Genomic DNA, 24455 nt, shown 5'->3' with positions numbered 1-24455 from the left:
GGCTCTAGCCGCGCGGTAGGTGCCATGACTTCTCCCCTGCGGGAGAAGGTGGCGCGAAGCGCCGGATGAGGGGTTCTCTGCGCGAGACGAAATATCGAGAGTTGTCCGTGCCGATAGAAACCCCTCACCCGTCTCGCCGCTTCGCGGGGAGCCGCCCTCTCCCGCAAGGGGAGAGGGGAAGAAGCTCTTGGCGCTAGTTTTGAATTACTCGCATTCGTCCATTTCCCCGTTTGTAAACCGGTGCACGACTCTCCATAATCCCCCGATGCTTTCGCAAAAATCCGGTTTCAAAAAGCCTGAGCAAAGAGGCCGATCATGCCAGCGTTCGTGACTTTTGGGCGGATCCTGTTCGCCGTGCTGTTCATCTACACGGGTGCGGCAAGATTGTTTGCCATGCAGGCGACCGTTGATTTCATCGCCGCCAAGGTCGTGGTGCCCGACATGATTGCGCCTTACGCCAAGCAGATCGAGACGGCGACGGCCATGACCACGCCGCAGCTGCTGGCGATCGCGGTTGGCGTGCTCGAGATCATCGCGGGGGTGATGATCGCGCTGAATTTCGGCGCGCGCTTCTTCGCGATGTTGATGATCATCTATGTCGCGGTCGCGACCTTCCTGTTCTACGACTTCTGGAACCAGGTGCCCCCTGACAACGGCAAGATGCTGGTCGACGCGCTCAAGAACCTGTCGATCATCGGCGCGCTGTTCATGATCATCGGCTACGGCCGCGCTACGCGTCCGGCCGAGGCGGCCTACGGGGACGTGTGACGGTCAAACCACTACGTCCTGCGCCACGGCGTGACAGTCACGTCATACGAGGCGTCGAGCAGATACGGCGCGCCCGGCTTCATCCCGTGTGAGGCCAGCACCTCCTGAGGCGTGCGCCCCGGTACTTCGACAAAACAGCCTTCGCCGCCGGGCAGCCGCAGATGCGGCGCTTCCGACAGCCAGAACGTGTCGTAGCGATCCATGAACATGTCGAACACGACGGGGCCGCCGATGATTGCGACGGTGCCGGAAGCGACATCGGCGAACGCGCAGGCGTCCTCAAAGCTGGCGTGATCCGGATTCCACAAGGTCGCGTTCGGCATCTCGGGATCGACGGTCAGCGCCTCGATCTTGCGGGTCAGAATCAGGCGCTTGCGCTTGGGTGAATTCGGCTGCTGCTCGTGCGAGTGACGGCCGTGCACGATCAGTGCCGCGCGATCGAGCGCCTGCTCGAAGAACAGCTTGTCGCCTTCGAATTTCAGGCTGTCGGGCATGACATGGTCGGCGTCCGCGAGCATGCCGTCCGCGGAGACGATGACGTAGCCTTCGATCCGAAAGGACAATGGCGCGGCTATTCGGAGACCGTCGTCACGACGCTGTTGACCGGCCGGTTGCTCACCGTCGGCAGCTTGACGTCCTTGAGCAGCTCCTGGTCGTATTCCGGCAGCGTCGAGGCCGGGAACTTGGCGCGCATCGCCACCACCTTGTAACCGCCGGCCTTCAGGCGCTTGAGCAATTCAGGCAGCGCTTCCGCAGTGTGCTTCTGGAAGTCGTGCATCAGGATGATGCCCTTGCCCTTGCTGTCGAGCTTCTTCATGACGGTCTCGATCACCTTCTCGGGCTTCGAGGCCTTGAAGTCGAAGGAGTCGATGTCGCAGGAGAAGATCGCCGTGTTGCGGTTGCCGAGATAGGTGACCATCTCCGGCGGATGCTGGAGCGCCGGGAAGCGGAAGAAAGGCGAGGGCGAAATGCCGCCGAGCGCCCATTTCACCGCGGAAAGGCCCTTCTCGATCTCTTCCTTGCGCTGCGCTTCCGTGAGCTTCTTGTTGTTGAGGTTGGCGTGCGACCAGGTGTGGGTGCCCACGGTATGGCCGGCCGCGTAGACCTGCTTGAGGATCTCCGGCTCGTAGGTCGCGTGCTTGCCGATGGAGAAGAAGATGCCGGTGGTGCACTCGTCGGCGAGCGCCTTCAGCACGGCGGGCGTGTTCTTGGGCCAGGGGCCGTCGTCGAAGGTCAGCACCACCTCGTGGTCGCGCAGGAAGTCGAGCTCCTTGAAATGCTCGAAGCCGAAGCCGGGACCACCCGTGGTGTCGATCTCGACGGTGCGGGCGACCCCGAGCGCGCCCGGTGTGTTGCAGGCGGCGCGGGCGGGCTGCGGCGCCTGTTTAGGCGGGGGAGGATTGACGAAGCCTGCCGGCGCGGCGGCTGCTGCAGGAGCGGGTGCGGGAGCTGCAGCGGGCGCAGCCGCAGCCGGTGTTGCCGCCGGTGCGGCCTGCGTCGCGGCAGCGGGCTTTGCAGCCGGGGCCTGCGACCATGCCGCGCCCGTCATCGCCAGAGACATCGCGCTTGCCAATATCAGTCCTGCCGCCACACGCATGGTGTTGTCCTCGAGATTGATCCCGTTGTTCCGCCGCGGCTTTTCGCCCCCGGCAAAACCATCCTGCCCCTAACGATCCTAGCCTAGATGGTGGGCCCTCGCCATTGCAACGGCTGTTTGGCGCGCTAGCCCAATTGTGCCCAACCGGGTTGGGAACGCGTGGCGTCAAGTGTCGGCCAGTGCTTTCGCGATCGCCGTCTTGACCCGCGTGTCGGCCGGCTCGACCGTGGATGCAAAGACGTCGGCGATATACCCGTCACGGCCGATCAGATATTTGTGGAAGTTCCATTTTGGGACCTCCTTCGGCCGCGCCTCTGCCGCCCATTTGTAGAACGGATGCGCCTTCACACCGATCACGACGGCCTTGGCCGCAATAGGGAAGGTAACGCCGTATTGGTGGTGGGCAGTCTCCGAGATCTGGCCGGTGCCGCCGGGTTCCTGTCCGCCGAAGTCGTTGGAGGGCACGCCGATGACGGTGAGGCCGCGTTCGCGAAACTCACCCCATATTTCTTGCAGACCGGCATATTGCGGCGTGTAACCGCAGAGCGAAGCGGTGTTGACCACCAGCAGCGCTCGGCCGGTGAATGCCGCAAGGCGGATGTCTTCGCCTGATAAGGCCGGGAAAGAGAAGGCGTAGGCGGAGATTCGGCTCATGCCGCCATCCGCCAGTGCACGCGTCGCCGGTGTCAGCGTGCCTGCAAAGGCGGCGATGAGCATGTTCCTGCGGTTCATCATGACGGTCCCCCGAAATGATCCGGGGCGCATGTTACCCCGCCGCTGTGAGCGGCCTCGTCAACACCGCGTTATCTGCCGCGATCAAGCGCGTTAGTACAGACGGACGATGAAATCGGTGCCTTCGCCAGTCTCGCCCTGGTTGATGCCCTGGTCGGAGACGATGATCGAGCCGCCTGACGTCAGCATTTCGTTGATCTTCGCGATCGTGTCGGCCGGGATCGAGACGCGGTCGAGGGCCTCGGACGGGCTATCCGGCGTGACCACAGGCTTTGCGGCGACGGGAATCACGGCCGCGCCACGCTGGCGGCCCGTCATGCGGCCGTCATCTTCCCGCGCGGCAGAGCGGACGGACACTGGCAAGGACACCACCGACCAATGCAGCGCATTGGAATCGACCTTGTCGACTTTGGCGGTGAAGACATGCGTGCCGAGCGGCCGCTCGCTCGCGGCGATCGTGACAGGCACCTCGAACAGCGGCGCAAAGTTCTGCCGCACGTAGAGCTTGGAATCCTTGCGGCTGATGAAGACCGCGATCTGGCCCGCCCGCTTGAGCGCTTCAGGTTTCGCCACGGGCGCCGGATCGGCAATACGGGTTTCGTCCTTCTTGACGTCGGGCGTGGCCGCCTGCGCTTGCGCTATGGCCGGCGCATCGGACGTCTTCGCGGGCTCGGACTTCACGGTTTCGGACTTTGCGGGTTCGGACTTCGGCGTCTCCGCGGCCTCGACAGGCTTCGCTTCAGTGTTGGCGGGCTGCGCGGCGTCTCCGGCCTGGGGCTTGGCCGCGTCCGCCGCCTCAGCAGTCTTGGTCTCGGGCCTTGCCGTTGTCTCGGTCTGGTCGTCCGATGCCGCGGCCTCCTCGCGGGCCGGGGCATATCCGGTGGTCACATCCGACATCACGGTGTGGCCGACCGACGAGCGCAGCTCGAGCACGCCGTCCGCGCTGGCGGTCTTCGTTTCAACAGGCTTTGCTTCGGTGGCCGTGGTATTTGCCGCGCCTTTGTCGGCCTTGTCGCCGGCATTGGTCTGCGGCTCGAGGCTGGCCGCGGGTTGCAGCGGCACGCGCAGCGAGGCAAGCAGCGGATGTGAGAAGTTCTGCGGCGACATCTGGCCCGGCGAAACGATCACGCGCGCGCCCATCCTGGTCCAGTTCCACATCTTCACCGCGAACGCCATCGGCATGCGGATGCAGCCATGCGAGGCCGGATAGCCCGGCAGCACGCCGGCATGCATGGCAACGCCCGACCAGGTGATCCGCTGCATGTACGGCATCGGCGCGCCGCTATAGATGTTGGAGTGGTGAAATTTGTGCTTCTGGATGACGCTGAACACACCCATCGGCGTCGAATGGCCCTTCATGCCCGTCGACACCGGGGATTCCGCGAACACGCCGTTGGTGTCGTAGACCGTGACCTTCTGCCGGTCGATCGAGACGACGATGACGAGAGGACCTTGCGGTTTCGTGCCGGCTTCCTTTTCGGCAACAAGGTCTTTCTTGCCGGCCGTAGCGCGCTTCTGCGGCTTCTGGCGCGGGACGTCGGGATGGCGCTCCTGGCGGCCATAGGACCCGTCGGAATAATCCGTCCAGTAATAAAACGCCGCGTCCGCTTGGCTCGCCGTGCCGATCGCACCCGCCGCCGTCAAAACGGCGACCTGCCAAAATCGCGCCGGTTTGGCAGAAAAACCAGACCCGTTCACGCTGTTCATCATCGAATCCATAATCCAAATCAGATGTTAGTCTCTCAGAGGGGATACGCGTTCACCAGCACGGCGGTTCTGCGATCAGCTAATTTTGTCCAAAGAGTAGCAAAAAAGCCTCACGGAGCGGTAAACGGCGGCCGTGTCAGCTTGCCGGTCGTCTTCCTGATCGGTCGCCCGATGCCTACATTGCTGGGACTTGTTACCGGAGAACTTCATGTCATCTCGTTTCCCCAGTCTTTCCAGCATCCGCTTGAAAGGCCTCGCTTTATTCCTCCTAGCGCTGACCGGGCCGGCAGCGTCCGCCTTCGCCGCGGACGAGCCGGATTTGATCTTCCGCCGCTCGACCGTGTTCAAATGGATGAGCCCGAACGACAAGCTTGCGACCTACGGCCTCGACGATCCTGAAGTCGAGGGCGTGGCCTGTCATTTCACGGTGCCGGAGAAGGGCGGCTTCAAGGGCTGGCTGGGCCTTGCCGAGGAGGTCTCGGACATTTCGCTCGCCTGCCGTCAGATCGGCCCGATCAAGTTCAAGAACAAGATGGAGCAGGGCGACGACATGTTCCGCCAGCGACGGTCGCTGTTCTTCAAGAAAATGCAGATCGTGCGCGGCTGTGACGCCAAGCGCAACGTGCTGGTCTACATGGTCTATTCGGACAGGCTGATCGAGGGGTCACCGAAGAACTCGACCTCGACCGTGCCGGTCATGCCGTGGGGCCCGGCGGACGCGAACGTCCAGAAGTGTGGAGAGTTCTTCACTCAGTGACGCGCTTGCGTTCACTCAGTGAGGGGTTTGCGTTCACAGTGACGCTCTTGCGTTCACTCGATGATGTCAGCGCGGCTGGCGCGCGGTTTTGCAAGATGCGAGCCGGTCAGCCGCACGAATGATTGCGGCGTGGCCTCAAAGCCACGGCTCGATTGCAGCGCCATTTCGCCGGGCGAATTGGCGCTGCTGCGAACAGGCCGTTGCTCCCGGCGGTCCGTTCGTTGGTCCGCATCGCGCGCCGTTGCGCGATTCTGCGCCGTCATGGTGGCCGTTCCTCACATGAACGCGCTCGGCGATGCCCGGGCCTCTCGGTCTCGATAGCTTGGGTCGCAGTCGAAACGTCCTCGGTTCGACAGGACCCAGCCTTCGTTCGGCTTCTCTTCAGCAGAAAAACGTAAAACGCATGTGAAGGGTGTGAGGCGGGATCGTGACGGCGCCAACGTTCCGGCGCGCATCCGAACTCGCCCGGAACCTGCCAGGCCACATTGGGTAGGCGCACGACCTATCTGAAAAGATTGAGATTTTCCGTCGAATATGTCGTCGCCCCGAACCGGACGAAACAATTCTCACGGAGATGAAACCATTTTCCGGCTTTGGCGCATCACGCGCGAAACCGCCCATGGTTATCAACCTCACAACGACGACGGCGCACGCCGGCCACCGAATTCGGAAGAGAACTCCATGCGCACGCTCAGCCTCATCCTTGCTTTCGCTTTCGTGCTCGCCGGCTCCTCGTTCGCAGGCTCGCCGGACGGAAATGTCCCCGGTATCGGCACTTTCCAGTATAGCGGTTCGCCGATCATGACCCCGGCGCCCCAGCCGATCGTGGTTGCCGCGCGCTTCTGATCGCCAACAAGAAAAATCAGCCAATGAAGGCCATCATGCTTGCTCGTATCTGCGCCGCGGCGTTCATATCCCTTCTGACGAGCAGTGCCGTTCAGGCGCAGGTGCGCTCTCCCTCCAGATTACCAGATCCCCGTACCGAGTTCGTGAGGCAATGCGCGCCGCGGATGCTCGGGCGGTGGGAGCATCCGGAAGAGGTTTGCGGCTGCCTGCACGATCATGCTGCCGCCGTCGTCGAGGATCGCGATCTCCGCGAGGCCCTGCTGCGCGGCATCAGCGAGACCGGGGTGCCGACGATCGAGACCGACTGGGTGCCGGCCGCAAAGCAGACCGAAATCGGCCCGACCTTCACCAAGATCGCCAAGCCGACCCTGCAATGCATGTTCGATCCGGCGAAATAGCGCTCATCGCTTCGATTTCGGGCCAAACCGCGACACGCAGGTGCTGGTCCGTGCGACGCCCTTGTCGGTCATCTTGGCGCCGCGCACTTCCTTGACCTATCCGGCGGGACAAGTTCCGTCGTCGACTTGCACGCGCTGGCCGAGCTTGAGATCGACGATGTCCTGCTCGCGCCCGACCGAGCCTGCGCGCGCCGTCGCGGCGAGCGCGATAAAGATCAGGAGCGAGAGGCAAGTCGCGCGGCGTAGCAGCATGGTGTGAGCTCCCGGCATGGATGCCGCAATGTAGGGAGCGGCTGCCGATTCTCATAGTGAACGTTCGTCATGCCCGCCGGGCCGGCTTGCGCCGCGCACGCAAGGCCGCTCGCGATTCCCGCGCGAGCCGCTCGGCGGATGCCACGAGATTCGGAATCGCGTGGCCGGAAAATCCCAGCACGAAACCGGGCAGTGGACGTGAGCGTGAATAAGTGTCGGCCAACAGCCAGCCTTCGGCGCCGGCGGCCTGCTTGGCGTCTGCCGCCACCAGCAGATCGACCGAGGGATCGAACCGGGCGACAAGGTGCAGACCCTGCGATGGGACCGGCACCGACAGCACGCCGTCGGATGCGGCTTCGAGCGTCCCAGCCAGCGCGTCGCGCGCCTCGCGGTAAAGCTTGCGCACGCGCTTCAGGTTCGCTGCGAAGGCGCCGGAATTGAGCATGTCGGCCACCGCGCCCTCCATCAGCGTGCCGGGAAAGCGGTCGAGGGCGGCCCGCGCGGCGGTGACATCCGCGATCAAGCGCTCGGGCAGGGCGCAATAGCCAATGCGCAGACCTGGAAACAACGTCTTGGCGAACGTGCCCATGTAGATCACACGCTGGAGGTGATCGATGCCGGCCAGCGACATCAGCGGAGCGCCGTCGTAGCGGAATTCGCTGTCGTAATCGTCTTCCAGCACGAAGGCGCCGGCTTGCCTGGCCCAGTCCAGCAGCTCGAGCCGCCGCGGCATCGACATCTGCACACCCAGCGGAAACTGGTGCGACGGCGTCACATAGGCTGCGCGCGCGGACGGCGCCGCTGCGCGGCCTCTGGCGACCCGCATGCCGTGCGCGTCGACGGGAACGGACACGGCGCGATAGCCGCAATGCGCGATGGTTCTGCGCGCAGCGGGGTAGCCTGGATCCTCGCACCAGACCTGGTCGTTGGGCTTCAGGATCGCGCTCAGCACGATGCGCAGCGCGTGCAGCGTGCCTGACGTCAGCATGATCTGATCGGGATCGCAGCGCAGGCCCCGCGCCGACAACAGATGATCGGCGATCGCCGCACGCAGCTCGCGGCTGCCACGGGGATCGCCATAGTGCAGATGCTCCGCGCCGAAGGCGCGCATGCGACGGCCGACAAAGGCGCGGAAACGCTGCACGGCGCGCGCGTCGATATGGGTGCAGCCGAGCGAAAACGCGCCTTGCCCCGGCGTTTCGACGCTGATCTTCGGCCGCTTCGGCTCGGCCGCGCGCGCGGGGATGCGCGCGGCGACGAACGTGCCGGAGCCGACGGTTGCGTCGGCAAAGCCGTCGGCGATCAGCCGCTCATAGGCGGTGACGACGGCATTGCGGCGAAAGCCGGTCTGTTTGGCCAGCGTGCGCGACGGCGGCAGCGGCTCGCCGGGTTTCACCAGACCGCCGACGATCATCTCGCACAGTGCCTGATACAGCCGGTGCGCCGACGAGGCGCCAGCCGTGATGTGCGGTCCCGCGAGGTCGAGCGGCAGCTCGGCCTTGGCCGGCGAGGGGACAGAATTGGTCGGAATTTTTCGCATGGAATTGGCACTATCGCAGACCAAATCCGCGGCTACAACTGCCCTGGAAGTGTTCCAATCCGACAGGAGCGGCCGTGAGCCAGACCGAGAACCAAAATTCCTATCCGACATCTGCGCGCAACCAGGTGAAGCGCCGTCACGATCGCGGCTTCTACGATTACGACACCGTTCATCGCATCCTGGATTCCTCGATGCTCTGCCACGTCTCCTACGCGATCGACGGCCAACCCTATTGCACGCCGACCTTTTTCTGGCGCGAAGGGACGAAGCTGTATTGGCACGGCTCGAGCGCCAGCCGCATGCTGCGCAACCAGACCCGGGGCGAGCGTGTGTGCCTGACGGTCGCCCATCTCGACAGCCTGGTGCTGGCGCGATGTGGGTTCAATCACTCGGCCGACTACCGCGCCGTGATGGCGTTCGGCACCGCCTATCTCGTCACCGATCTCGAGGAGAAGGAGCGCGCGGTGATCGCGATGGTCGACCGCTTCTTCCCCGATCGCACCGCGAGCCTGCGGGCGAGCAACACGCAGGAGATCAAGGCGACCTCATTCATCGCGATGGAAATCGAGGAAGCCTCCGCGAAGATCCGCGCCAAGGGTGTCGCCGACGACGAGGAGGACTATGAATTGCCGATCTATGCCGAGCGCATCCCGGTGCGCACGGTGATTGGCGCGCCAGAGCCTTGCCCGCGGCTGCTCGACGGCGTGAGCAGGCCGGCGACGCTGAATGGCTATTCGGAGGGCCGGCTGCTCGAAGATGCATTGCGGGATGCCTATTTTGCAGAGTACCCGAACGGCTGAAATCGGTTAGCTTGCGCTCCATCGATGATCTCAACGCCCGATCGGAGTTGCCTGATGAATGCCGAAACGCAGCAGAGGATTCTTGATGCCGTCGATGCCGGCTTCGAAGCCCAGCTCGCGACCACACGCGATTTCGTCGCGATCCCCTCGACGCGCGGTGCGGAGGGGCCATGCCAGGACATGATCGGCGACCTCCTGCGCGCGCGCGGCTACGAGGTCGACGACTGGCACATCAATGTCGACGACCTCAAGGATCTGCGCGGCTTCGGGCCCATCGAGCATGATTTTTCGAAGGCGCGCACTGTGGTCGGCACGTACCGGCCCAAAACCGAGGCGGGCAAATCGCTGATCCTCCAGGGCCACTGCGACGTCGTGCCGGCCGGGCCGCTGGAACTGTGGGACACCCCGCCGTTCTCGCCCGTCATCAAGGACGGCAAGATGTTCGGTCGCGGTGCCTGCGACATGAAGTCGGGCACCATCGCAGCGCTCTCCGCGCTCGATGCGATCAAGGCCGCGGGCCTCAAGCCTACGGCGCGGATTCACTTCCAGTCCGTGATCGAGGAGGAGAGCACCGGCGTCGGCGCGCTCTCGACGCTTCAACGCGGTTATCGTGCGGATGCTTGCTTCATTCCTGAGCCGACCGGCGGCAAGATGGTGCGCTCGCAGGTTGGCGTGATCTGGTTCCGCCTGCGCGTGAAGGGCCATCCGACCCATGTCGCCTTCGCCGGCTCCGGCGCGAACGCAATCATGGCGGCCTATCATTTGATCCAGGCGCTGCAAAAACTCGAGATCGAGTGGAACGAGCGTGCGAAAGCCGATCGTCACTTCAAGACGCTGAACCATCCCATCAATTTCAACCCCGGCATCATCAAGGGCGGCGACTGGGCGTCGAGCGTGCCGGCCTGGTGCGACGTCGATTGCCGGATTGCCGTGTTGCCGGGCTGGTCGATCGCCGATCACCAGAAGGAGATCATGGCCTGCGTTGCTGCTGCCGCGCGCAACCATCGCTTCCTCGCCAACAATCCGCCGGAGGTCGAATGGTCGGGCTTTTTGTCGGAAGGCTATGAGCTGACCGAGGCCGCCGCGCCTGAGGCGGCGTTCGGCAAGGCCTTCAGCACCGTTTATGGCGGCCAGATCGAAGACCTCGTCTTCACCGCGCTCACCGACACCCGCTTCTACGGCCTCAATCACGGTATCCCGAGCCTGTGTTTCGGCGCGAGTGGCGGCGAGATGCACGGCTTCAATGAGTACGTCGATCTGGACTCGCTGAAGAAGACGACCAAGGCGATGGCGCTGTTCATTGCGGATTGGTGCGGGGTCGAGAAGGGGTAGCGACAGGCTCGGCTCTCTCGGCCGTCATTGCGAGCGCAGCGAAGCAATCCAGTATCCCCCGCCGGGGCAGTCTGGATTGCTTCGTCGCTACGCTCCTCGCAATGACGAAACAAATATCCTGCCGGTCCGCTGCCCAATCCACCGGCGTTCCAAAATCCTTTAAGCTTAAACTAAAGACTAGGATGCCGCCCGCGCCGGTGGCAGACTGGTGCCAGGTCCACAAGGCCTTGAGTCCGTCGAGGAAGTCACGATGCGCGATTGGGATGACGCTTACGCCAATTCGGCCCATATCCCGGGCTCGGACAAGATACCGGCGCTGTGGGCGGAGCGGGCGGCGGCTTACCGGGCCGGGCTGAAGGAGTTTCGCGCCGACATCGCCTATGGCGCCGGCGAACGCCAGCGCCTCGATCTGATCTTGCCCGACGGCGACAGCAAAGGCCTCGTCGTGTTCGTCCACGGCGGCTACTGGATGCGCTTCGACAAATCGACATGGACTGATCTCGCCGAAGGCGCGCGCCATCATGGCTGGGCGGTGGCAATGCCAAGCTACACGCTGACGCCGGCCGCGCGCATCTCCGACATTACGGCGGAAATCACCACAGCCATCGCCAAGGCGGCCTCCCTCGTCGCGGGCCCGATCCGGCTCGCCGGCCATTCCGCGGGCGGGCATCTCGTTACGCGCATGCTGTGCGACGACAGCCGGCTGGAGCCCGCCGTCTACAACCGCGTCGCCGGCACGCTTTCGATCAGCGGCCTGCATGATCTGCGTCCGCTGCTCAAGACCAGGATGAACGACACCCTGTGCATGACGATGGAGGAGGCGACGCTGGAAAGCGCGGCGCTGCATCTGCCGCGCGGGCCTTCGCCCGTGACCGCATGGGTCGGTGGCAACGAGCGGCCCGAATTCATCCGCCAGTCTGATCTGATTGCCAATGTCTGGACTGGATTCGACGTGCCGACGCGTCTTGTTGTCGATCCCGGGCTGAACCATTTCACCGTGATCGACGCCCTCAAGGACCCGTCGTCGCCAATCACCGCGCGCCTGATCGGCCTCGACTGACCAGGCCTTGAAGATCGATCGAAAGGGCCTGCCATGACGTCCAGCCAATACGATCCCGCAAGCGAAGGCGCTGAGACCGATTTCGCCCGGCGTATGTCCTATGGCAGCTATCTGGCGCTGGACGCGATCCTCGGCGCGCAGCATCCGCTGTCGGAAGCGCATGACGAGATGCTGTTCATCATCCAGCATCAGACGACCGAGCTGTGGATGCGGCTCGCCATCCACGAGCTCAGCGCCGCACGCCGTTCGATCGCGAAGGATGAAGTGCAGCCTGCGATGAAGATGCTGGCACGGATGTCGCGCATCTTCGAGCAGCTCAACGGCGCATGGGACGTGCTGCGCACCATGACGCCCAGCGAGTATACGCGCTTCCGCTCGCAGCTTGGCCAGTCCTCGGGCTTCCAGTCGCGGCAATACCGGCTGATCGAATTCCTGCTCGGCAACCGCAACCACGCCATGCTCAAGCCGCACGCGCACGATCTGGAAACCACGCAGCTGCTCGAAGCCGAGCTCGCGACGCCAAGCCTCTATGACGAGGTGCTGCGGCTCGCCGACCGCAACGGGCTCGAGATGCCTGCGGCCGTGCTAGCGCGCGATGTTCGCGAGACTCATAGCTTCAACGAAGGTGTGTTGCAGGCCTGGCGTATCGTCTACGAAGCGCCGGAAACGCACTGGATGCTCTACGAACTGGCCGAGAAGCTGGTCGATTTCGAGGATTATTTCCGGCGCTGGCGCTTCAACCATGTGACGACGGTCGAGCGCGTCATCGGCTTCAAGCGCGGCACTGGCGGCACCGGCGGGGTCAGTTATCTCAAGCGGATGCTGGAGGTCGAGCTGTTTCCCGAGCTCTGGCGCGTGCGCACGATCCTGTAGAGATTTTCATGACCAAGCTTCGCGTTTACGACGACACCAAAGCGCTGTTCCATATGCCCGACGGTGTGATCTATCTCGACGGCAATTCGCTCGGGGCGTTGCCGCTTGGCGTTGCCGAGCGCGTCAGCCGCGTCATCATCGCCGAGTGGGGCGATGAGTTGATCCGCGCGTGGAATACGGCGGGCTGGTATGCCCAGCCGCGCCATGTCGGCGATCGCATCGCGCGACTGATCGGTGCGGAAGCCGGCTCTGTCATGGTCGGAGATACGCTGTCGCTCAAGGTCTATCAGGCGCTCGCCGCCGCGCTGGACATGAACGCATCGCGCAAAATCGTTCTGTCGGACACCGGCAACTTTCCGACCGACCTCTACATGGCTGAAGGCCTGATCGCGACGCTTGGACGTGGCCATCAATTGCGCCTGGTGGCGCCGGAGGAGATCGAGGCTTCGTTGTCGGAGGAGATCGCGGTGCTCTACATCACCGAGGTCGATTACCGCACCGGACGGCGCCACGACATGGCGAAGCTGACGGCAAGAGCGCATGCGCTCGGCATCGTTACGGTCTGGGACCTCGCGCATTCGGCCGGGGCGCTGCCGGTTGACCTTGCAGGCACCGGCGCTGATTTCGCCGCCGGATGCACCTACAAATACATCAACGCCGGCCCCGGCGCGCCGGCCTTCCTCTACGTCGCGCCCCGCCACGCCGACAGCGTCCGGGCCGCTTTGTCGGGGTGGATGGGCCACGCAAAGCCGTTCGCGTTCGAGCTTGCCTATGCGGCCGCCGGCGGCGTCGAGCGCATGCGCGTCGGAACGCCGCCGGTGCTGGCAATGGCGGCATTGGAGGCCTCGCTCGACATCTGGGACCGCGTCGATATCGCGGAGGTCCGGGCCCGCTCGCTGGCGCTCGGCGATCTGCTCATCAGCGAAGTCGAGCGCCGTTGCCCGCAGCTAACGCTGGTCACTCCGCGCGTCCATCAGCATCGCGGCTCGCAAGTCTCCTTCGCCTTCGCAGGCGGCTACGCCGCGATGCAGGCCCTGATCGCCCGTGGCGTCATCGGCGATTTCCGCGCGCCCGACATCATGAGGTTTGGCATCACGCCGCTGTATATCGGCGAGAGCGAAGTGATGAGGGCGGCCGAGATCATCGAAGAGGTGATCGCGGACGAGATTTGGCGGCGGCCGGAGTATCAGGTGGTGAATGCGGTGACGTGAGATACGACGGCTGTCTCCCGTCATTGCGAGCGCGGCGAAGCAATCCAGAAATGTATCAGCGGAAAGATTCTCGAATTGCTTCGCTGCGCTCGCACTGATGACCTCGGACGTCATTGCTTTGTCGCGCAGAGCAATTCACCCTGTGAGCAGAATGATTTGGGAGGAGATCCGATGACGCCGCTCGAAAAACTTAAAGCGATGAAGATGCCGTTTGCCGAACTCAAGGGCGTCGAGTTCGTCGAGGCCGGGAAAGATCGCGTGGTGGCGCGGATGACGGTCAGGCCCGATCTCTGCACTCTTCATCACACCATTCACGGCGGCGCGGTGATGGCGCTGGCCGATTCCGTCGGCGCGGCGGCCACCGTGATCAATCTGCCGGAGGACGCAAAGGGCACGACCACGCTCGAGAGCAAGACCAATTTCATCGGCGGGGCCAAGGAGGGAACCACGGTGGTCGCGACCGCCACCCCAATCCACAGAGGCCGGCGCACCCAGGTTTGGACCACCCGGCTGGAGACCGAGGACGGCAAGCTGGTCGCGGTGGTGACGCAGACCCAACTGGTCCTCGTATGAATACGGGGGCTTGATTTTATTAACGAATTAGTCGCCTCCAATGCCCGAAACTTGGGCAGGTTCCCGTCTTGAAAAGTTTGTTGCGATGCACAATATTGGAGGCCTAGGGATTCGAACGCCTCCTCGAGGGACACCAAGAGGAGTTTTGACTTGTCACTCGCAGCAGATTTTGGACTTGAAGTAACCAGCCGCCCGAAGTCCGTTCAGGGCTACGTGCGCACCTTGAGCCAGCAGGAAGAATTGCCGCTTTTGCGCGATCATCTGCTGAGGCTCGATGCCGAAAGCCGGCACGATCGCTTCAACGGTTTTCTCGACGACAGTTTTATCGAGCGTTACGCAGCCCGCTGTGCCGAGGACGGCACCGTGATCGTCGCCTATATCGTGGATGGCGTGGTCCGCGGGGCGGCCGAGCTGCATCCGCCCGAGGGCGATTCGTTGCCCGAGGTCGCCTTCAGCGTCGAAGCCTCGGCGCGGCGCCAGAACGTCGGCACTGTGCTGTTCAGCCGCCTGATCGCGGAAGCGCGCTGGAAAGGCTACAAGCGCCTGCGCATTACCACCGGCGCCGAGAATCACGCGATGCGCGCGCTCGCCAGGAAGTTTGGGGCGCATCTGCAATTCCGTCACGGCGAATCGACCGGTACGATCGATCTCGCCAAGGCGCCTGAGGACGAGCTCGCTGATCTTGCGGCCTCGCCATTCACAGCCGGCCGCGCTCTGATCAGCTTCAACTCGACCTGCTGGAAGATCATTTCCAGCATCTACGGTAATCGCGCCGCCTGACCTGAAAAAGCCGACTGGAATCAAAAAAGCGGACCGGCAAAACCGGTCCGCTTTTGTATTGGATATAAGGGAACTAAGCGCTCAGGTGCCGGTGCGCTTGTCGTTGCCGAAGCGGCGCACGACACGGCGTTCGACCACCACCGAGCGCTGCGCGCCCTGTTCGCCGGCGATCACGCGCGTCGAGGTGATGCGGCTGTTGGTGCGAACCTGTTTCTTGACCTCGGCCTGGACGACATCGAGCGGCATACCCATCAGGGCTGCGGCGATCTCGGCCTGCTGCTCCTGATCATCGGTGATGCCGACGGCAGCGAAGATCGCCTCGTCCAGGGTCGGCGGATCGTGGCGCACGCGCCGCGTGCCATATTTGGTAGTCCAGTCTGCGTTCATAACGGCCTCGTTTCGATGCCGGGATACCTAGTGCCGTCTATGTTGCATTGCAATATGAAATCGGTGCGGCATCTCAGCTATGCACCGGTTGGGTGTCAGGGTGGTGACGCGACACCGGCAACATCCGCAACCCGCTGCTGTGGCCAGCGTTTCAGCGCCGCGTGGCCCGCTTCCGTCAGCCCGTAGATTCCCCGCTCGGTGCGTTCGAACCAGCCATACACATTGTTAAGCATGATCTTGCCGGCATCGGGACAGCGTTGGCGCAATTCGCTCACCTTCCGCGGGCCTGCTGCAAGCTCCGAGGCGCAGGCCAACGCCTGCTGCCGATAGGCCGTCATGATCGGCGCGCGCGTGCTGCCGCCCAGCACCGGATCGCCTTGGCGGCGCTGATGCTCTGCGACCAAGCGGGAACGGACCTTCGGCTCGCGGCGTGGCGCTGCCGTCGGCGGTTTCACCAGCACCTCGACCTGGCCCCTGTCGGTCACCCCGAGCATGCCGAAGCCGAGGCGGCGACAGAGATTGCGGTAGCGTGCGTCGGTCTCGCGTCCCTTGCCGCGCACTGACATCTTTGCGGCAATCCAGACCTCGTCGCCGGCCGGTGCACGATCAACGGCCTGAAGGATCAGCTCGAGATTGAAGGTCAGCTTGAGCTCGCCAATCACCACCACCGGCGGATCGCCGGCGCTAAGGCCCACGAGATCGCAGCCGCCGATTTCGCCCTTGACCGTGAAGCCGAGCTCTTCGAGGAAGCGTTTTACGGGCAAATAGAGCGTGGTTTCCAAAGGAAGCTTCCGAGTGTCACGTCCGATCGGAGAATCAGTCTCGGCACTTTAGCCCGGAACGGACTTAGGGCTCTGAGCCATTTGACGGGGAACAGACGACCTGGGCGGGGGCATCGCACTCGCCGGCAAGCAGAGCATCCGTTTCAGAGGCAATCTCCCGCTGTTGGTGCCGGATTGACGCCTTTAGCCTATGAGACGATCGTAGTCTGCGTGCGAGCCGATCCAGAACCAAACGCAGGCGCCGTCAGATTCGATAGCCAGGGCGCGGTAACGTAGGCCGACTCTGGCGGACCAAAATCGACCGACCCGTTTGAACTGAAGCGAAGGATGAGTGGGGTCGTTCTTCAGCAGCTTGAAATTGGCATCGGCGAGCCGCCGAACATTGACGGGCAAGGCCTCATAAGCCTTCCAGAATCTCGTGGAAGCGGTGTGCTTCACAAGTCGCGCGTTTGGGCGGCGCGATAATCGCTCAGCGCTTCCTCGGCAAATTGATCGAGCTTACCCGCCTTGATGTCCTGCTCCAGGACATGATCGAAGCGTTGTGCATCGAACTGCTCGAACCAGGCGCGAAACCGCACCAATTCGTCAGGCGTAAGCCGTTCGATCGCTCGTTCGATATCTTCAGTTGTCATTGTTCAAATATAGCAGCCCGATGGGCCCGGGAAAAGATGCTACACCCGCCCGCCGACCGGGATCAGCGCGCCGGTGACGCCGCTGGCGGCATCGCTGGCGAGGAACAGGATGACTTCGGCGAGCTCCTGCGGTGTCACCCATTTGGCAAAGTCGGCCTTCGGCATGTCGGCGCGGTTGGCCTTGGTATCGATGATCGAAGGCAGCACTGCGTTCACGGTCACCTTGCCTTTCCACTCGCTCGCCAGCGCCTCGGTGAGGCGATGGACGCCGGCTTTCGACGCTGCATAGGGGCCCATGCCGGAGCCGGCCTGAAGCGCGCCCATGGCGCCGATATTGACGATGCGGCCGGCCTTGGACGCGGCCAGATGCGGCAGCGCCGCGTGCGAGGCGTTGAGCGCCGTCAGCAAGTTGAGCGCATGCATGCGCTGCCATGTCTTGATGTCGCCGTCGCCGACGGTCTCGAAGGCGAATCCGCCGGCGATGTTGATCAGCCCATCGAGCTTGCCAAAGTGTTTTGCCGCCGCCTCGACCGCCGTCTTTGCTTGTGCTACGTCGGACAGATCGACGCCGCCGATCTCGATGCGCTCAGGCGTCGCGGAGATTTGCGATGGCGCATGGTCGATGCCGGCCACGCGCGCGCCGCGTGCCAGTGCGGTCTCGGCGACGACTTTTCCAAGTGAGCCGAGTGCTCCGGTCACGATCAGAACCTTGCCTTGCATCATCGTTCTCCCGGCGCGGCCGCTCAAGATTTACGGCCGCTTACGATTGCAGATAGCGCGCCTTCAGCGCGGTCCGCTCCGCTGTGCCGAGCTTGAGACCGTCGCGCAAGTAGGTTTCGAGATCGCCATACTCGCTACCGACGGCCTCGAAAGCAGCGGCAAGATACGAGGCCTCGACGGTGCCGATCGCGTCGAGAACGTCGGCAGGAAGATCGGAGACGCTTGACGCGTCGCGCTTGTAGTGCAGGTTGGTCAACAGGTAGTCCTCGGCAATGACGTGGTCGGCTACGCCGAGCGCATGAAGGATCAGCGCGCTGGCAAAGCCGGTGCGGTCCTTGCCGGCGGTGCAGTGAATGACGAGCGGCGCGTGGTCCTCCAGGAGATGCCCGAACAGCTTGCGAAAACTGGCCGTGTTGTGGCGGACATAGTTGCGATAGGATTCGCGCATGAGTTCGAGCGCGACCGGCGCGGTCAGCCTGCCCCTGGCGAGCTCGGCGCGCAGCGCAGCCACGACCGTCGGCTCGATCGGCAACGAATGCACGGCGATCTCGTTGACCACGCAGACACCCGCCGCGCGCTCCTCGACGCCGCGAAAATCGAAGGCGCTGCGCACGCCGAGCGCGCGGACGATCTCGACATCGGCGGCAGTGAGCTGGCCGAGATGGTTGGAGCGGAAGATGTGCCGCCAGCGCGTGGTCCGGCCATCTGCGGTCGGATAGCCGCCGAGGTCGCGAAAATTACTGGCGCCCTGCAGGGCGAGATGGCGGGCAGGGGAGTCTTTCATGGAGGTGTCTTGTCAGGCATCTGAAACGGTCGGTGACGGCTGTGGGACCATATGATCCTGTAATCAAGTCCGGAATCAAAAAGGGCCGAAACTTCGTTGTTTCGACCCTTTTTCAATCTGACGCCGGACGCTTGAGAGAGCGCGGCGGTACTGAACCGAACGCAGGCATCAGCGATCCCATTTCGGCTTGGCTTCATCGACTGCTTCCTGATGGTACCAGCTGCCGCTGCAAATCGTCTCGTTCACGGGGAGCGAGGCGTGGTTGGCGGGAAGGCGGGTCTCACCGTTGCGGCGCCCCCCGAGAGCCGAGCGGCCCCCGACAGGGAATTGGTAGATCTGTGCAGATCCGTGACTCAGTCCATTGTTCATCATTGCGGTATCTCCCGAGATCGCAGCGCTGGGCCTCCATGGTGCGCCCGACTCGTTGGCTTGTGGTTACTGGAATCCCCATATCGGCCGTGCATTCCGAAATGCAAAGTGCTGAAAAGGAAATCAGCCTTGGCCTATTTTGTAGGCAGACTGCATTCTGCTTCCTCTAAGGCAGCGGTCGGGTGGCTAACGCGTGGGCCGTTGCGAAGGTTGCGGGCGGCGGGCGCAGACTTGGCGAATATTGCCGGACGTTGATGCGCGTTTAGTCGGCAACCTCAGGCCCGGGCCTGCCTGCTCCAGAATCGGGCGTTTTCCGCGGGGTTTTTGCGGTGCAGCTTCACGCAAAGGTGCGCCGCTATGACGCACGGCTCACTCGCCGATCCGCCGGGATGGAGAGGAGGCCGGCCGCGGTGGAAAACCTCCCGCGCTGCGGCCTTTTGGCACGTTAAATGCTTGGAAGGGGTCGGCCGATGTTGGCCGGGTAAACAATCGTGCGGGGGCCTGCGGCCCCCACCTTTCGCATCATCTACAGAGAGGCTCAATGACCAAGTATAAGCTCGAGTACATCTGGCTCGACGGATATACGCCGACTCCGAACTTGCGCGGCAAAACTCAGATCAAGGAATTCGCGTCGTTCCCGACGCTCGAGCAGCTTCCGCTCTGGGGCTTCGATGGCTCCTCCACCCAGCAGGCCGAAGGCCACAGCTCCGATTGCGTGCTGAAGCCGGTCGCGGTGTTCCCGGATGGCGCCCGCACCAACGGCGTGCTCGTGATGTGCGAAGTCATGATGCCCGACGGCAAGACCCCGCATTCGACCAACAAGCGCGCCACCATCCTCGACGATTCCGGTGCCTGGTTCGGCTTCGAGCAGGAATACTTCTTCTACAAGGACGGCCGTCCGCTCGGCTTCCCGGCCTCGGGCTATCCGGCCCCGCAGGGTCCGTACTACACCGGCGTCGGCTTCTCGAACGTCGGCGACGTCGCCCGCAAGATCGTCGAAGAGCATCTCGACCTCTGCCTGGCAGCCGGCATCAACCATGAAGGCATCAACGCGGAAGTCGCGAAGGGCCAGTGGGAATTCCAGATCTTCGGCAAAGGCTCCAAGAAGGCCGCTGACGAAATGTGGATGGCCCGGTACCTGATGCTGCGTCTGACCGAGAAGTACGGCATCGACATCGAGTTCCACTGCAAGCCGCTGGGCGACACCGACTGGAACGGCTCCGGCATGCACGCCAACTTCTCGACCGAGTACATGCGTACGGTCGGCGGCAAGGAGTACTTCGAGGCACTGATGGCCGCCTTCGACAAGAACCTGATGGACCACATCGCCGTCTACGGCCCGGACAACGACAAGCGTCTAACCGGCAAGCACGAGACCGCGCCCTGGAACAAGTTCAGCTACGGCATTGCCGATCGCGGTGCTTCGATCCGCGTGCCGCACTCCTTCGTCAACAACGGTTACAAGGGCTATCTGGAAGACCGTCGTCCGAATTCGCAGGGCGACCCATACCAGATCGCTTCGCAGATCCTGAAGACGATCGCCTCCGTGCCGGCCGACAAGAAGGCCGCCGCCTAAGATCCTCCCGGCCCGGGCTGGGGGGCTGGCCCGGGTTGGACTTCGATCCGCCGAAGCCGAAAGGCTTCGGCGGATTTTTCATTCTGATGACAGCCGGTGCGGAGACCCCTCGGACCTCATGGCGCGAAACTTGTCCATCGCCGCCGAAAGCGGGATAGAGTGCGTCTGGATGCGCGCAGGGCCAGGGACGGCTGGTGTTTGAAGGCTTCTACAAGGTGAGATTTCAGCTCGGCGACGCCGTTGGCCGGAGCGTGATGCATGCCGGCAACGGCAAGATGCTCGGCGGCAATTCGGCCTTCGCCCATATCGGCACCTACGCCAAGACCGAAGCCGGGGTCGACATCGTGATCAACACCGTCCGCCACAACCCCGATCCGAACTATCGCGCCATGGCCGGCACTGACGATGCGACCCTGCTTGCCAAGGGCTGGGCCGACGGCGATCTCTATCGCTGCAAGGGCGAGCTCAAGGAGCTGCCCGGCGTACCCTTTCAGTCGTTAATGACACCCATCACCGAAGACGAGATGCCGATCGCCGGCGGCGGCGGCGAGGCCGGCATCGCCGACGGGCTCTACTCGGTGCATCTGCGCATGCTCGACGGCGTCGACGGCGGTCTCACCGGCGTGATGCTGCTCAACAAGGGCCGCATCCTCGGCGGCGATGCATCGTTCTATTATCTCGGCAGCTACACCGCCGCCAACGGGCGCTGGAAGGGCCAGATCCTCAACCAGGAGCACACGCCGGCTAAGGACGATCCGATCTTCGGCGGCCACGAGGTCGGCATCGGCTTCTCCGGCAGTTATGACGCCGAGCAGGCGGTGCTGGAGGCAACGGCGCTTGCCGGCAAGCGCAGCCTGCGCCTGACCGCCGCGCTCAAGCTGATGCATCGCGCCTGATCGCCACGGGAATCGCTGATGGAAAAAATTCGCGTGCTTTCGACGCTCGGCCTGATGGGCGCGATGCGCAGCCTGTCCTCCGCATACGAGACCGCGACCGGCGTCCACATCGATGCCGATTTCGCGCCGACTCTGGCGCTGCTCAAACGACTGCGCGACGGCGAGGCCGCCGATCTCGTGATCCTTACCCGCGAGGGGCTCGACGAGATGATCGGCGAGGGCCGCGTCGTCGCCGAGAGCGCGGCCGATCTCGCGCGTTCCTTCGTCGGCATCGCGGTGCGGGCAGGGCAAGCACATCCCGACATCGCCACGGAAACCGCACTGCGCAACACGCTGCTCGCGGCGCGGTCCCTGGCCTATTCGCGGCTGGGTGCGAGCGGGGTCTATTTCGCCCGGTTGATCGCGCAGATGGGGATCGCGGCAGAGATCAAAACCAAGACCACCATCGTCGAGCAGGGCTTTACCGCAGAGCGGCTCGTGAGCGGCGAGGCTGATCTCGCCGTGCAGCAGATCAGCGAGCTGAAGCAGGTCGAGGGCATCGAGGTGGTCGGCCCGATTCCGCACGATCTGCAAACGCCGGCCGTGTTCGCCGCCGGCCGGATGGCAAACGCCGAGCACGCCGACGCCGCGGATCGGCTGCTGCGCTATCTGGCGTCGCCCGAGGTCGTCCCCGTGCTGCGCCAATCGGGACTCGAGCCTTGAATTTGCCGGGACGACGACGCAACCTGGCGTCCATGCGGACTTTCCTCGTTGCCATCCTTCTCACGCTTGCGGCGCCGTTATCTGCGCATGCGCAATCGGCCGATCTCGTCCTGTGCGACCGCGTCGCCGCCGATCCCAGTGATCCCGACAAGCCAGCCGATATGAGGGGCGTGACGGAGATTGCGGCCGCCGACGTTGCGACCGCCATCAAGTTCTGCAAGCAGGCTGCGCCCTCGTCGCGGCGCGCGATGTTCGCGCTCGGCCGCGCCTATGCGGCCAACCGGCAGACGGCGGACGCGATGGCTGCCTGGCGCAAGGCCGCCGACAAGGGATCGAGTGCGGCGATGGTCGAGCTCGGTGTGGCCTACGGCACCGGCTCCGGCGTCGCCAGGGATGAAGCGCAGGCGCGCAAATTGTTCGAGAAGGCGGCGCAGGCCGGCAATCCCCGCGGCATCAGCAATCTCGCCGCGCTCGGCGGCACCGGCGGTGCCACGCCGGCCGATCCCGCACAGGCGCGCGCATTGCTTGGCAAGGCCGCCGAGACCAACGCTGAAGCGCAGTACCAGCTCGGCATGATGCTCTCCGAAGGCACGGGCGGGGCGAAGGACGACGCCGCGGCACGCGCGCTGTTCGAGAAGGCGGCGGCGCAAAACCATCCCGGCGCGCTGGAGCGGATGGGGGCCTTCGCGCAGGAGGGCCGCGGCGGTCCAAAGGACAAGGACGCCGCGAAATCCTATTACGAGCGCGCCGCGGCGCTCGGCGACGAGGATGCCAAGCAGGCGTTGGAGCGGCTGCGCTGTCCCTATGCGATCAAGGACAAGCAGGGCAAGCTCGTCACCACGCTGTGCTTCTAAAAGCGCGGTGAACGCGCTTTAGAGTTATTTGCGAGCATGATCTTTCCGGAAAACCGCTGCGCACCTTTCCGGATCATGTTTCGTCCGCCGCCGATGGCCGTGACTGCTCCATGCCCGCTTTGTCGCGTGCTTGTGTCGACGGGTTCGAATGCGTCAGGAACCAGCCTGGACACGGTCCGTTGAATCCTTGACAGCAGGAGGCGCAACCATGATCCGCAAGCTCGCATCCGGCGAATATCGGCTGTATTCGCGCAAAGTGAATCCCAAGACCGGCAAGCGCCGCAACCTCGGCACGTTCAGGAGCCGCGCGGCGGCCGAGAAGCATGAGCGCGAGGTGCAGTATTTCAAGCGTCACTAGCGCCTGAGGAAGGCCGTTCACCACCGGCCAAACAAAAAAGGCGAAAAACAACCCCATGCACAGTAGCCAAGTGGTTGAAATCACAGGCCTGCAAATGGTGTGAAATCGCCATCTGCGGAAACGCCGAAATCGATTGCGCCGTCGGGCAAAACAGGCGCATGATGGCATCATGGCAGGTGTGGCTCCGCGAATGGCCCTGCGCGAAAAAGCCCAATGGCCTTGGTGCGACGGCGGTGCTAGGTAGCGCGTGCTTTCCTTCTGATATTTCCGGGTCAATTGCGTTGCTGGACGGGCTCTACAAGGTTGAATACGGCGTCAACGATGCCTTCGGCCGCAGCATCATGTGCATGCATGACGGCAAGCTGCTGGGCGGCAATTCGGCCTTCGCGCATCTCGGGAGCTATGTCGAGCGCGACGGCGAGATCATCGCCGAAGTCATCACCGAACGGCATAACGACGATCCCAACTACAAGCCGCTGATGGGGGCTGATGTCGCCGTGATCGGCGCGCGCGGCCGGCTCGTCGGCAACCAGATCCGTCTTGCGGGCAGCGCGGATACGATGCCGGGCGCCGGTTTCTGGGCCAATCTCACGCGGCTCGATGACGAGGGATTGCCGCCGCAGGGGACGATCGGTCCGGGCGGGGTCGTGAACGGGCTCTATGCGATCCATCTGCGCGCGCTCGACGGCGTCGACGCCGGGCTCTCCGGCGTCATGCTGCTGATCGACGGCCGCATCCTGGGCGGCGATGCGTTCTTCTACTATCTCGGCTCCTATTCCTCGGCCGACGGCCGCTGGAAGGGCGAGATGCTCAACCAGGAGCATACGCCGGCGAAAGGCGAGAACCCCGTGTTCGGCGGCTACGAGGTCGGCATCGGCTTCTCCGGAACCTGCACGGCGGACAGCGGTGAGCTCGAAGGCATCGCGCTGGCCGGCAAGCGCAGCCTGCGGCTGGCGGCCTCGCTTAAACTGATGCGGCGAGCGTAGGGCGGTTACTTAGAGATCTGGGATGTCCGCTCGAGGGTAAAGCAGGCCTGACGTCCAACTCGCGGCGATGTCGGCTGTTGACCCGGATGTATGGTCCGGCCGCGCATTGCAAGAGGTTTCGTCAACCTGGCAGATGCGGTCTTGCATCAATGTATCCGGCCTCTGATTGGAGCGTGTTGTGCT

At 63.7% G+C, this 24455-nt stretch carries 30 protein-coding genes and 1 pseudogene; 17 read left to right on the top strand and 14 right to left on the bottom strand.

Features of this window, described 5'->3' with window-relative positions:
* Positions 1–315 precede the first annotated feature (315 nt).
* A complete protein-coding gene (locus AC0L30_RS11600; RefSeq protein ID WP_219684776.1) occupies positions 316–768 on the top strand; it encodes a DoxX family protein in 453 nt (150 codons plus the stop codon).
* Between the two features lie 11 nt (positions 769–779).
* Here the strand turns inward: AC0L30_RS11600 and AC0L30_RS11595 are convergent, their stop codons facing one another.
* From AC0L30_RS11595 to AC0L30_RS11580, 4 genes are all read right to left on the bottom strand, one after another.
* A complete protein-coding gene (locus tag AC0L30_RS11595; RefSeq protein WP_219684777.1) occupies positions 780–1331 on the bottom strand; it encodes a dihydrofolate reductase family protein in 552 nt (183 codons plus the stop codon).
* A gap of 8 nt (positions 1332–1339) precedes the next feature.
* On the bottom strand, positions 1340–2365 hold the full coding sequence (locus tag AC0L30_RS11590; protein WP_007591880.1) for a polysaccharide deacetylase family protein: 1026 nt from the start codon (positions 2363–2365) through the stop codon (positions 1340–1342).
* A 165-nt stretch (positions 2366–2530) separates the two neighbouring features.
* Positions 2531–3100, bottom strand: coding sequence for a glutathione peroxidase (locus tag AC0L30_RS11585; RefSeq protein ID WP_219684778.1), 570 nt, complete (start codon positions 3098–3100; stop codon positions 2531–2533).
* A 90-nt stretch (positions 3101–3190) separates the two neighbouring features.
* Positions 3191–4804 (bottom strand): L,D-transpeptidase family protein, encoded by a 1614-nt coding sequence (locus AC0L30_RS11580; protein WP_219684779.1) that lies wholly within the window; start codon positions 4802–4804, stop codon positions 3191–3193.
* A gap of 208 nt (positions 4805–5012) precedes the next feature.
* Between AC0L30_RS11580 and AC0L30_RS11575 the strand changes: the two genes are divergently transcribed.
* Positions 5013–5561, top strand: a complete 549-nt coding sequence (locus AC0L30_RS11575) for a CreA family protein (protein ID WP_007591873.1) — start codon at positions 5013–5015, stop codon at positions 5559–5561.
* Positions 5562–5614: 53 nt separating this feature from the next.
* Here the strand turns inward: AC0L30_RS11575 and AC0L30_RS11570 are convergent, their stop codons facing one another.
* Positions 5615–5824 (bottom strand): hypothetical protein, encoded by a 210-nt coding sequence (locus AC0L30_RS11570; RefSeq protein ID WP_219684780.1) that lies wholly within the window; start codon positions 5822–5824, stop codon positions 5615–5617.
* 418 nt (positions 5825–6242) lie between these two features.
* Here AC0L30_RS11570 and AC0L30_RS11565 point away from each other — a divergent pair, with 418 nt between their 5' ends.
* Entirely contained in the window at positions 6243–6407 is a 165-nt protein-coding gene (locus AC0L30_RS11565) for a hypothetical protein (RefSeq protein ID WP_007591870.1), read from the top strand.
* Positions 6408–6442: 35 nt separating this feature from the next.
* Positions 6443–6805: a hypothetical protein gene (locus AC0L30_RS11560; RefSeq protein WP_219684781.1), complete on the top strand. Its 363-nt coding sequence runs from the start codon at positions 6443–6445 to the stop codon at positions 6803–6805.
* 3 nt (positions 6806–6808) lie between these two features.
* Here AC0L30_RS11560 and AC0L30_RS11555 read toward each other — a convergent pair.
* Together AC0L30_RS11555 and pdxR are read right to left on the bottom strand one after the other, a co-directional pair.
* Positions 6809–7057 (bottom strand): annotated as a pseudogene (locus AC0L30_RS11555) (DUF6719 family protein).
* Positions 7058–7124: 67 nt separating this feature from the next.
* Positions 7125–8597: a MocR-like pyridoxine biosynthesis transcription factor PdxR gene (pdxR, locus tag AC0L30_RS11550; protein WP_007591864.1), complete on the bottom strand. Its 1473-nt coding sequence runs from the start codon at positions 8595–8597 to the stop codon at positions 7125–7127.
* A gap of 74 nt (positions 8598–8671) precedes the next feature.
* On the opposite strand from pdxR, the gene AC0L30_RS11545 reads away from it, so the two are divergent.
* The 7 genes from AC0L30_RS11545 to AC0L30_RS11515 all read left to right on the top strand — a co-directional run bounded on the left by AC0L30_RS11545 (position 8672) and on the right by AC0L30_RS11515 (position 15226).
* Positions 8672–9397, top strand: coding sequence for a pyridoxamine 5'-phosphate oxidase family protein (locus tag AC0L30_RS11545; RefSeq protein WP_473404322.1), 726 nt, complete (start codon positions 8672–8674; stop codon positions 9395–9397).
* A 54-nt stretch (positions 9398–9451) separates the two neighbouring features.
* A complete protein-coding gene (locus tag AC0L30_RS11540; RefSeq protein ID WP_219684783.1) occupies positions 9452–10729 on the top strand; it encodes an ArgE/DapE family deacylase in 1278 nt (425 codons plus the stop codon).
* A gap of 250 nt (positions 10730–10979) precedes the next feature.
* Entirely contained in the window at positions 10980–11789 is an 810-nt protein-coding gene (locus AC0L30_RS11535; RefSeq protein ID WP_219683538.1) for an alpha/beta hydrolase, read from the top strand.
* 33 nt (positions 11790–11822) lie between these two features.
* Complete coding sequence (gene kynA / locus AC0L30_RS11530; protein ID WP_219683539.1) at positions 11823–12662, top strand: tryptophan 2,3-dioxygenase; 840 nt, start codon at positions 11823–11825, stop codon at positions 12660–12662.
* An 8-nt stretch (positions 12663–12670) separates the two neighbouring features.
* Positions 12671–13873 (top strand): kynureninase, encoded by a 1203-nt coding sequence (gene kynU, locus AC0L30_RS11525; RefSeq protein WP_219683540.1) that lies wholly within the window; start codon positions 12671–12673, stop codon positions 13871–13873.
* Positions 13874–14044: 171 nt separating this feature from the next.
* Entirely contained in the window at positions 14045–14446 is a 402-nt protein-coding gene (locus AC0L30_RS11520; RefSeq protein WP_007591846.1) for a PaaI family thioesterase, read from the top strand.
* A gap of 150 nt (positions 14447–14596) precedes the next feature.
* Complete coding sequence (locus tag AC0L30_RS11515; RefSeq protein WP_007591845.1) at positions 14597–15226, top strand: GNAT family N-acetyltransferase; 630 nt, start codon at positions 14597–14599, stop codon at positions 15224–15226.
* A gap of 81 nt (positions 15227–15307) precedes the next feature.
* On the opposite strand, the gene AC0L30_RS11510 is transcribed toward AC0L30_RS11515, so the two are convergent.
* From AC0L30_RS11510 to AC0L30_RS11480, 7 genes are all read right to left on the bottom strand, one after another.
* Positions 15308–15613 carry a hypothetical protein gene (locus AC0L30_RS11510; RefSeq protein ID WP_219683541.1) on the bottom strand — a complete coding sequence of 102 codons (306 nt, stop codon included), beginning with the start codon at positions 15611–15613 and terminating at the stop codon, positions 15308–15310.
* 95 nt (positions 15614–15708) lie between these two features.
* Positions 15709–16395, bottom strand: coding sequence for a DUF2161 domain-containing phosphodiesterase (locus AC0L30_RS11505; RefSeq protein WP_219683542.1), 687 nt, complete (start codon positions 16393–16395; stop codon positions 15709–15711).
* Positions 16396–16578: 183 nt separating this feature from the next.
* Complete coding sequence (locus AC0L30_RS11500; protein WP_007591841.1) at positions 16579–16833, bottom strand: ParE family toxin-like protein; 255 nt, start codon at positions 16831–16833, stop codon at positions 16579–16581.
* Positions 16830–17027 carry a hypothetical protein gene (locus AC0L30_RS11495; RefSeq protein ID WP_007591840.1) on the bottom strand — a complete coding sequence of 66 codons (198 nt, stop codon included), beginning with the start codon at positions 17025–17027 and terminating at the stop codon, positions 16830–16832. Before AC0L30_RS11495 ends, AC0L30_RS11500 begins: the two co-directional genes overlap by 4 nt.
* Before the next feature lie 39 nt (positions 17028–17066).
* Complete coding sequence (locus AC0L30_RS11490) at positions 17067–17747, bottom strand: SDR family oxidoreductase (protein WP_219683543.1); 681 nt, start codon at positions 17745–17747, stop codon at positions 17067–17069.
* Positions 17748–17787: 40 nt separating this feature from the next.
* Positions 17788–18531 carry a tyrosine-protein phosphatase gene (locus AC0L30_RS11485; protein ID WP_219683544.1) on the bottom strand — a complete coding sequence of 248 codons (744 nt, stop codon included), beginning with the start codon at positions 18529–18531 and terminating at the stop codon, positions 17788–17790.
* 168 nt (positions 18532–18699) lie between these two features.
* Positions 18700–18900 carry a DUF2735 domain-containing protein gene (locus AC0L30_RS11480; protein ID WP_371261365.1) on the bottom strand — a complete coding sequence of 67 codons (201 nt, stop codon included), beginning with the start codon at positions 18898–18900 and terminating at the stop codon, positions 18700–18702.
* Between the two features lie 541 nt (positions 18901–19441).
* On the opposite strand from AC0L30_RS11480, the gene AC0L30_RS11475 reads away from it, so the two are divergent.
* From AC0L30_RS11475 to AC0L30_RS11450, 6 genes are all read left to right on the top strand, one after another.
* On the top strand, positions 19442–20476 hold the full coding sequence (locus tag AC0L30_RS11475) for a glutamine synthetase beta-grasp domain-containing protein (protein ID WP_007591833.1): 1035 nt from the start codon (positions 19442–19444) through the stop codon (positions 20474–20476).
* 194 nt (positions 20477–20670) lie between these two features.
* The gene (locus AC0L30_RS11470; protein ID WP_473404321.1) at positions 20671–21372 is read left to right on the top strand and encodes a GrlR family regulatory protein; all 702 of its coding nucleotides are present in this window, start codon (positions 20671–20673) and stop codon (positions 21370–21372) included.
* Positions 21373–21390: 18 nt separating this feature from the next.
* Positions 21391–22074 (top strand): substrate-binding domain-containing protein, encoded by a 684-nt coding sequence (locus AC0L30_RS11465; protein WP_219683545.1) that lies wholly within the window; start codon positions 21391–21393, stop codon positions 22072–22074.
* A gap of 32 nt (positions 22075–22106) precedes the next feature.
* Entirely contained in the window at positions 22107–22928 is an 822-nt protein-coding gene (locus AC0L30_RS11460; protein WP_007591830.1) for a tetratricopeptide repeat protein, read from the top strand.
* 208 nt (positions 22929–23136) lie between these two features.
* Entirely contained in the window at positions 23137–23286 is a 150-nt protein-coding gene (locus AC0L30_RS11455; protein WP_007591825.1) for a hypothetical protein, read from the top strand.
* Positions 23287–23567: 281 nt separating this feature from the next.
* Positions 23568–24272 carry a hypothetical protein gene (locus AC0L30_RS11450; RefSeq protein ID WP_219683546.1) on the top strand — a complete coding sequence of 235 codons (705 nt, stop codon included), beginning with the start codon at positions 23568–23570 and terminating at the stop codon, positions 24270–24272.
* Positions 24273–24455 lie beyond the last annotated feature (183 nt).

The organism is Bradyrhizobium sp. MI1.11 (assembly GCF_055811255.1).
Note: the sequence above shows the minus strand (reverse complement) of the source record. Positions and strands in the feature narration are given on the sequence as shown.

Bases quoted from the DNA above. Each gene is read 5' to 3' on its own strand.
- AC0L30_RS11600 (WP_219684776.1), top strand. From the start codon at position 316: ATGCCAGCGTTCGTGACTTTTGGGCGGATCCTGTTCGCCGTGCTGTTC.
- AC0L30_RS11590 (WP_007591880.1), bottom strand. From the start codon at position 2,365: ATGCGTGTGGCGGCAGGACTGATATTGGCAAGCGCGATGTCTCTGGCG.
- AC0L30_RS11585 (WP_219684778.1), bottom strand. From the start codon at position 3,100: ATGATGAACCGCAGGAACATGCTCATCGCCGCCTTTGCAGGCACGCTG.
- AC0L30_RS11580 (WP_219684779.1), bottom strand. From the start codon at position 4,804: ATGAACAGCGTGAACGGGTCTGGTTTTTCTGCCAAACCGGCGCGATTT.
- AC0L30_RS11575 (WP_007591873.1), top strand. From the start codon at position 5,013: ATGTCATCTCGTTTCCCCAGTCTTTCCAGCATCCGCTTGAAAGGCCTC.
- AC0L30_RS11570 (WP_219684780.1), bottom strand. From the start codon at position 5,824: ATGACGGCGCAGAATCGCGCAACGGCGCGCGATGCGGACCAACGAACG.
- AC0L30_RS11565 (WP_007591870.1), top strand. From the start codon at position 6,243: ATGCGCACGCTCAGCCTCATCCTTGCTTTCGCTTTCGTGCTCGCCGGC.
- AC0L30_RS11560 (WP_219684781.1), top strand. From the start codon at position 6,443: ATGCTTGCTCGTATCTGCGCCGCGGCGTTCATATCCCTTCTGACGAGC.
- pdxR (WP_007591864.1), bottom strand. From the start codon at position 8,597: ATGCGAAAAATTCCGACCAATTCTGTCCCCTCGCCGGCCAAGGCCGAG.
- AC0L30_RS11540 (WP_219684783.1), top strand. From the start codon at position 9,452: ATGAATGCCGAAACGCAGCAGAGGATTCTTGATGCCGTCGATGCCGGC.
- AC0L30_RS11535 (WP_219683538.1), top strand. From the start codon at position 10,980: ATGCGCGATTGGGATGACGCTTACGCCAATTCGGCCCATATCCCGGGC.
- kynA (WP_219683539.1), top strand. From the start codon at position 11,823: ATGACGTCCAGCCAATACGATCCCGCAAGCGAAGGCGCTGAGACCGAT.
- kynU (WP_219683540.1), top strand. From the start codon at position 12,671: ATGACCAAGCTTCGCGTTTACGACGACACCAAAGCGCTGTTCCATATG.
- AC0L30_RS11520 (WP_007591846.1), top strand. From the start codon at position 14,045: ATGACGCCGCTCGAAAAACTTAAAGCGATGAAGATGCCGTTTGCCGAA.
- AC0L30_RS11510 (WP_219683541.1), bottom strand. From the start codon at position 15,613: ATGAACGCAGACTGGACTACCAAATATGGCACGCGGCGCGTGCGCCAC.
- AC0L30_RS11495 (WP_007591840.1), bottom strand. From the start codon at position 17,027: ATGACAACTGAAGATATCGAACGAGCGATCGAACGGCTTACGCCTGAC.
- AC0L30_RS11490 (WP_219683543.1), bottom strand. From the start codon at position 17,747: ATGCAAGGCAAGGTTCTGATCGTGACCGGAGCACTCGGCTCACTTGGA.
- AC0L30_RS11485 (WP_219683544.1), bottom strand. From the start codon at position 18,531: ATGAAAGACTCCCCTGCCCGCCATCTCGCCCTGCAGGGCGCCAGTAAT.
- AC0L30_RS11480 (WP_371261365.1), bottom strand. From the start codon at position 18,900: ATGAACAATGGACTGAGTCACGGATCTGCACAGATCTACCAATTCCCT.
- AC0L30_RS11475 (WP_007591833.1), top strand. From the start codon at position 19,442: ATGACCAAGTATAAGCTCGAGTACATCTGGCTCGACGGATATACGCCG.
- AC0L30_RS11465 (WP_219683545.1), top strand. From the start codon at position 21,391: ATGGAAAAAATTCGCGTGCTTTCGACGCTCGGCCTGATGGGCGCGATG.
- AC0L30_RS11460 (WP_007591830.1), top strand. From the start codon at position 22,107: ATGCGGACTTTCCTCGTTGCCATCCTTCTCACGCTTGCGGCGCCGTTA.
- AC0L30_RS11455 (WP_007591825.1), top strand. From the start codon at position 23,137: ATGATCCGCAAGCTCGCATCCGGCGAATATCGGCTGTATTCGCGCAAA.